This window comes from Mesorhizobium sp. f-mel, assembly GCF_053850215.1.
The window spans coordinates 315,155-321,923 of record NZ_JBSPTO010000003.1; the positions used below are offsets into that span (position 1 = coordinate 315,155).

The window sequence follows — 6,769 nt, forward strand, 5'->3', positions numbered from 1 at the left end:
TGTCTTTCTCCACCGCTTTCAAACAGAACAAGGTGTGCTTGCTGCGAATCAAGTCTTTACGGACGGGAGTTCCGACACCAGCCGGAGCGAAGCGTTGATGCCCTCCAGCTGGTAATGCGGACGCAGATAGAAGCGAGCATTGTAGTAGCCCGGCCGTCCTTCCACGCTGTCGACCTGGACCTCGGCCGCAGCAAGCGGGCGCTTGGCGCGCGCCTTATCGTCGGCAAAGGCCGGGTTGGCCAGCACGTATCGGTTGATCCACTCGGTCAACCAGATCTGCATGTCCGACCGCTCCTTGAACGACCCTATCTTGTCGCGCGCAATGGCTTTGAGGTAATGCGCAAAGCGGGAAACCGGGAAAAGATAGGGCAGGTTGGCACTCAGCCGCTCGTTCGACTGCGCGTCGGGATCGACCAGCCGGCCGGCACGTGTCTCGTCATCCTGCAGCGAATGCGCGCCGATGAAAGCCGCCAGATCGGTATTTTTCCTGTGCAGGATGGGCATCAGGCCGAGCTTGGCCAGTTCTGCCTCGCGCCGGTCGTCGATGGCGACTTCCGTAGGACATTTCATCGCGACCGATCCGTCATCGGTGGGGAAGCTGTGCACCGGCAGGTTGATGACGGTGCCGCCATTCTCGACGCCGCGGATCTGTGTGCCCCAGCCATAAAGCTTGTGGCTGCGGTTTATGTTCACGCCCATCGGGAAGGCGGCGTTCATCCAGACATATTTGTTGTGGTCGCCGTGGACCTCTTCTTCGAAGGTGAAACCCTTCACCGGAACAGTATCCGTGCCATACGGCAGCCGTGCCAGGACACGGGGCATGGTCAAGCCGATATAACGCGCATCCTCGCTCTCGCGCAGCGATTGCCACGAGGCATAGGCCGGATTGGAGACGATCTGCTGCAGGTCCTGCGGGTTCGGCAGTTCCTGCCAGCTGTCCATGCGGAACAGGCGTGGCGACGCGGCCGCGATGAACGGCGTGTGCGCGGAGGCGCAAATGCCCGAGATGTTGCGCAACAAGCCGACGTCACGCGGATGGTTAGAAAATTCGTAGGCGCCGATCAGACAGCCAATCGGCTCGCCGCCCAGCATTGAATACTCGTCCGTATAGACCTTCTTGAAGATCGGGCTCTGATCCCACATCTGGCCCTCATAGTCTTCAAGCGTGTCGGCGAGCTGCTCCTTGGAAATGTTCATCACCCGGATCTTCAGCTTCTGATCCGTTTCGGTGTTGTTGACGAGATACCAGAGCCCGCGCCATGTGCCCTCCATTTCGCGCACTTCCGGCGCGTGCAGGATCTCATTGACCTGTTCCGACAGCATCTTGTCGATGCCTGCGATCAGCGACTTGATCGACTTGATCGCGTTGGACGAGATCGTCGTGGTATCGGAACGGGACTGTGCCGCCAGCGCGAGATTGCGAACGAGTTGCTGCAGCTTCTCGCTGTCGTCCTTCTTGACCTTGAAATCCTTCTCGAGGAGCCCGCTGAATTCTCCGAGATCGATGGCCTCCGCCTCGGCGGCGACGGCTGCGGTTTTTTGCTGTTCGGCCATGATTTACACCTCAACCTTGTCTTCGTCGGACAGTGCCTGGCTGGCGATCTTGCCAAGAAGCGGCTCGTTGTTCAGAAGCTGCGCGATGCGCTTTTCGGCGTCGACACGGCCATCCATGAAGCCGAGCAGCTCCTCGAGCTGGCGACGCATCTTGAGGATCTCGGCCAGTTGCGGAACTTGCTCGGCGATCTTGTCCGGGGCGAAATCGCCCATTTTGGTGAAGGTAAGATCGAGTGCCAGCTCTTCCTCCCGCTCGGCGCCCTCAGCCTGAGGCAGCGTATTCTTCACGCGGGCTTTGACGCGCGGCCCAAGCGCCTCCATGAAACGGGGGAAGCGGTTGGCATCGGTCTCGACAAAGGAGCGGTCCAGTACCGACTTCATCGCTTCCCTGGTCTGTGAAGCGCCGGAAAGATCGGCCATCACGCCCATGACGAACGGCAATTCGATCGTCGTTGGGCTGCCATAGGTTTCCACGTCATAGGCGATCTGCACGCGCGGCGCGCGGTTCCGTTCGATGACTTTCGCTTTGCTTTCAGCTGCCATGGCTCGTTACCTTTCATCCTTCTGGGCCGTCTTCTTGGCATCGGGAACGCCGGCAAGAAGCCGGAATTCCTTCAGCCCCGACGGGGCGAGATCTTCCATCAGTTCAACGAAATCCATATGCACCATCCGGCGTACGCGGCGGGCGAGGTGCGGGATCGGGCTCGACGGTTCGGTGCGGTCATAGAAGGCGACGACGAGGTCGAGGCATTTCACGACGTCGTCGCGCGAGGAAATCCGATCCGGGAGCGCCGTGCTCGGTTCCGCGTAACTCGCCATACTTGCCATAGTATCGGCTCCATGACCGTTTCGAGCAGCTATTTCCGGATCTGCAGTCGTGGGGACAGGCTCGGCCGCGCCGTTCGTCGCGGTTTCGATTGCCGAATTCCGTTCGAGGGTCGACAGCAAACGCTGCAGAAACCGTTTCAATTCCGGAACAGCGGCGCCACCGCCCTCGAGACGGACGTTGAGAGCCGTCTCGACCGCCTCGAGAGCCGTGATCGTCGCTTGGGCATCGGCGATGAGCGCCATCATCTCGGCATTGGCCTGATCGGCCTGTGCCGCGCATCCGCTATGGACCCGGTTCAGTAGCTGACCGTGCGCGCTGACCAGCGCTGCCTTTTCGGCCGCATTCAATCCTGAAGCCGATTCCAGAAGCATGAGCCGTTCGTCGAGGGCGCCTTGTTCCAGGTCGCGTCCGCTGATCGGTCCGATAGGGCGCGGCGCGAAGAACGTCATTTTCCGCAAGTCCGCCAACAACCCGTCCTGGCCATTCTGGAGGTCGAGCAGGGCGTTGATGCGACGCAAAGCGGCGTCGCGCGGTGAAGCACTGGGCCGCAGGGCCGGATGCATGGTCTCCCAATGCTGATCGAAGGTCCGCGCGATAAGGGTCAGACCATGCGCGAGTCCGGCGAGCCGCTGCTCATTGGCGAGCGCGCGCGTGACAATGACAAGCAGGCGCAGATCCCGGCCATGCGCACGCAATTCCTCCGCCTTGTCGAGGACGGCAGGCCAGTCGACCGGAATGGTGTTCTCCGACGAGGGTTTGTTGTGCCCGCCATGGACGACCTTGACCTGGGGCTCGGTGAGACGCTCCAGCTCATGAAAGGCTGGATCGTTGCGCAAATCCTCCCCTGACGGATTTTCACCGTCCAGCGGATTCAGCCAGAGTGCGAGATCAATCACACCATCCCCCAGCGAGCGGCTCCTGGGCCGTGCGTGACCCAACGTTACCACACCGCGACACTTTACCACAATTTAGTTGCTGCTCAATCTTAATGGAAGCTTGGCGAGGGGGGCCTGAGCTCGAAATCGCTGGCGCAATTGTCGAACCCTACATGTGAAGGCATCCGCAAGAGCTGGGCACTCCACGGCTGTTGTAGCCGAAGGCGTCGGCTTTGCTGTCAGGGAAGAAGTCGACTGGTTCGAACACCCAGACGCCCCGTCGATAACGCTCTTTGTCAAGTCGCTGCTTATGTGGCAGTTTATTGCCTGGCAGATTGGAGGAGCAAGTTCGATGGAACAGCGCCGGTCGTCGCAGAGCTTTAAACGCAAGGAACTGGTCGCCAAGCTCAATCCTGTCTGTTTGCGCGCCTTCAAGGCGGCCGGCGCCGCCGCCAAATTGCGCGGCAATCCCTATGTCGAGCTCGTCCACTGGATCGAACAGCTGGTGCTTTCCGAGCGCTCGGACATGCAGCTGATAATTGCCGACGCCGGAGTGGATATGAGCCGGCTATCGGCCGACATGACCCGCGCCGTCGACAAGCTGCCTTATGGCGCCACTTCGATCGAGGAACTTTCCGATCATATCTTCTACGCCATCAAGGAAGGCTGGAACCTGGCGGCGCTGGAGTTCAGCGTCGAGGAGGTCCGCAGCGCCCATATCATCCTAGCCTGCCTGAAGACGCCGGTGCTGGAAGGCCTGCTGTCGAAGATCAGCGGCGAGTTCGACAGGATCGATGCCCACGGGGTCATAGCGCGCTTCGCCGAGGTGACGGAGGGTTCACTCGAAGCTGGCTCCTCCGTGGCAGCTCCCGCCTCCGAAACACCACGGCGGGCTCCGGGCGGGGATTCGGCGCTGGCGAAGTATGCAACCGACCTGACCCAGCGCGCCCTCGACGGCAAGATCGATCCGGTCGTCGGGCGCGATCCCGAGATCAGGCAGATCGTCGATATCCTGATGCGACGCCGGCAAAACAACCCGATCCTGACCGGCGAGGCCGGGGTCGGCAAAACCGCGGTCGTCGAGGGCTTTGCCTTGCGCATTGCCGAGGGCGACGTGCCGCCGACGCTGCAGGGCGTCAGTGTGCGTATGCTCGATGTCGGCCTGATGCAGGCGGGCGCAAGCGTAAAGGGCGAATTCGAAAAACGGCTGAAGGCGGTCATTGACGAGGTCCAATCCTCCGAAACGCCGATCATCCTCTTCATCGACGAAGCTCACACCTTGATCGGCGCCGGCGGCGCGGCAGGAACCGGTGATGCGGCCAATCTGCTGAAGCCGGCGCTGGCGCGGGGTGAGCTTCGCACGATCGCAGCAACGACCTGGGCCGAATACAAGCAGCACATCGAGAAGGACCCGGCGCTTACCCGTCGCTTCCAGGTCGTCAAGATAGATGAGCCGTCGGAAGCGGTGGCCGTTCTCATGCTGCGCGGTGTCGCCGGTGTCCTCGAGCAGCACCACAAGGTGCAGATCCTCGATGAGGCGATCGAGGCGGCGGTCAGCCTGTCCCACCGCTACATCCCGGCGCGGCAACTGCCCGACAAGGCCGTGAGCCTTCTCGACACCGCCTGCGCCCGTGTCGCCATTTCGCAGCATGCCACCCCGGCGGAGGTGGAGGACATTATGCGCCGCCGCCAGGCGCTTGAGGTCGAGCGCGGCATCATCGGCCGCGAGGCAGCGATCGGCATCGACGTGGCCGACCGGCAGGGTCGGGTCGAAACAGGGCTCGCCGAGACCGAACTTACGCTTACTGCCGCGCAGGAACGTTGGGATCGGGAAAAGGCGCTGGTTGGCGAGATACTGGAATTGCGCGCCAGGCTGCGCGGCGAGGGTGTGCCGCTCGATGCAGTGGAGACTCCGCAGGCGGTCGCCGAAACGGCAAGTGCGGATGCGCCCGAGATCGAAACGCCCGAGATCGAAACGCCTGAAACCGATGCGGATGCAAAGGCCACTGCCGATCCTTCTCCACCCGATCCGGCTGCCGATCTCGCGCGGCTGCGGGAGCTGATGGCCGAACTCGCAGAAGCGCAGGGCGAGACGCCGCTGATCTTGCCGTCGGTCGACCGCAATGCCGTGGCTGCCGTGGTGCAGGACTGGACCGGCATCCCGACTGGCCGGATGCTGTCGAGCCAGACCGAAAAGGCGCTGCGGCTCGCCGCCACCCTGTCCGAGCGCGTGGTCGGTCAGGATCACGCCATGGAAATGATTGCCAAGCGCGTGCAGACCAGCCGGGCCGGGCTCGGCGCGCCCGAAAAGCCAGTGGGGGTTTTTCTGCTCTGCGGTCCCTCGGGCGTCGGCAAGACCGAAACCGCGCTGGCCCTGGCCGAGACGCTCTATGGCGGCGAGCAGAACCTCATTTCGATCAATATGTCCGAGTTCCAGGAGGCGCACACGGTTTCTACCTTGAAGGGCGCGCCACCCGGATATGTCGGCTACGGCAAGGGCGGCATCCTGACCGAGGCGGTCCGGCGCAAGCCCTATTCGGTGATCCTGCTTGACGAAGTCGAGAAAGCGCATCCCGACGTGCATGAAATCTTCTTCCAGGTCTTCGACAAAGGAATGATGGACGACAGCGAAGGCCGGCGGATCGATTTCAAAAACACGCTGATCCTGCTCACCTCGAACGTTGGCTCCGAAGTCATCATGGACCGGACCAGCAGCGGCACGGTACGGGCGGGGCTCGACGATCTCGACACGGCATTGCGCGGCCCGCTGTTGAAGGTTTTCCCCGCGGCCTTCCTTGGCCGGGTGGTAACCATCCCGTACTACCCGCTCTCGGACACGATGATCGAAGCGATCACCCGCCATCAGTTCGCCAAGATCGCCCGCCGGCTGCGTTCAAGCAACGATGCCGAGCTGGTGATCGGTGACGGCGTCATGGATCTGGTCAAGGCCCGCTGCACCGAGATCGAATCCGGCGGGCGGATGATCGACGCTATTTTGACAAACACGCTTCTGCCGGAATTGAGCCGTGGCGTGCTGAACCGGTCGCTCGAGGGCGAAAAGATGACGAAAGTGACCGTCGGAGCCTCCGAAGGAGGTTTCACCTATTCCTTCGAATAGCTCAGCAGCAATTCTATAGTTAGTGATCAAAATCTGACGCTTTGTATCGGAGCCGTAGGACCGCTCAGGGGCCGACAGCCGACCGGCAGCTTCAGGGGACGATTCCCTGATAGCAGACGTTCAGTTCGACAGGCGCAGTGTCTTGAGTTGACCTAAAGCAGAGCTGCCTTTCCCGGCTTTCAGTGTCTAAAGCCGACGTTCACCCGAAGCAAGAGGCCCAACCCTACAGCCTTCGCTGATGCGACCATTCGTGGCGGACCAGGTGACCAACAGCTAGAGCGGGATGAGATTAGTTTCGGTCATAGCCGGAGTTTTTGAAGTAGTGCGAGCACTCGGCGGATGTGATGCGGTTGAGAATTTGGCCGATCGCGTCGCAGACGGTTTGGACGGTGC

General features: G+C 61.6%; 4 protein-coding genes. 1 reads left to right on the top strand and 3 read right to left on the bottom strand.

Going from position 1 to position 6,769, the window contains the following annotated elements:
* Positions 1–48: 48 nt before the first annotated feature.
* Genes tssC through tssA form a run of 3 tightly spaced genes read right to left on the bottom strand, consistent with a single transcriptional unit; the run spans position 49 to position 3,279 of the window.
* A complete protein-coding gene (gene tssC / locus ACWUKX_RS07570; RefSeq protein ID WP_456005397.1) occupies positions 49–1,554 on the bottom strand; it encodes a type VI secretion system contractile sheath large subunit in 1,506 nt (501 codons plus the stop codon).
* A gap of 3 nt (positions 1,555–1,557) precedes the next feature.
* The gene (tssB, locus tag ACWUKX_RS07575) at positions 1,558–2,097 is read right to left on the bottom strand and encodes a type VI secretion system contractile sheath small subunit (protein WP_455837425.1); all 540 of its coding nucleotides are present in this window, start codon (positions 2,095–2,097) and stop codon (positions 1,558–1,560) included.
* Positions 2,098–2,103: 6 nt separating this feature from the next.
* Positions 2,104–3,279, bottom strand: a complete 1,176-nt coding sequence (gene tssA / locus ACWUKX_RS07580; protein WP_456005399.1) for a type VI secretion system protein TssA — start codon at positions 3,277–3,279, stop codon at positions 2,104–2,106.
* A gap of 331 nt (positions 3,280–3,610) precedes the next feature.
* Between tssA and tssH the strand changes: the two genes are divergently transcribed.
* Positions 3,611–6,376, top strand: coding sequence for a type VI secretion system ATPase TssH (tssH, locus tag ACWUKX_RS07585; protein WP_456005402.1), 2,766 nt, complete (start codon positions 3,611–3,613; stop codon positions 6,374–6,376).
* The last annotated feature ends 393 nt before the right edge of the window (positions 6,377–6,769 follow it).